Origin of the sequence: Solihabitans fulvus (assembly GCF_008386585.1) — a bacterium.
In the GTDB taxonomy this organism is placed as follows: Bacteria; Actinomycetota; Actinomycetes; order Mycobacteriales; family Pseudonocardiaceae; genus Solihabitans; species Solihabitans fulvus.
Genome location: NZ_VUOB01000044.1, coordinates 1 through 233, shown reverse-complemented (window position 1 = coordinate 233; position 233 = coordinate 1). Strand labels below are relative to the sequence as shown.

At 67.4% G+C, this 233-nt stretch carries 1 protein-coding gene; it reads left to right on the top strand.

Going from position 1 to position 233, the window contains the following annotated elements; all coding sequences use genetic code 11:
• Positions 1–233: hypothetical protein (locus F0L68_RS42635; protein ID WP_188316804.1), on the top strand; the 233-nt coding region annotated here is incomplete at both ends.

The window sequence follows — 233 nt, the reverse complement described above, 5'->3', positions numbered from 1 at the left end:
ACCCCGGTGGCGAGATCGCCGAGCTGTACCAACAAATCCTGCGCGGTGACCCCGACCTGGCTGTGGTCCGACCAGCCGGAATGCCTGCCGCCCGCAACGACCTTCCCGGCGACGTCCTCGACTTCACCGGTCGCGACGCGGAAATGACCCGACTGCTGGCCGCGCTGTCCGGCGATGGCGACGGATCGACAGTGGTGATCGAAGCCATTGACGGCATGGCCGGTGTCGGCAAG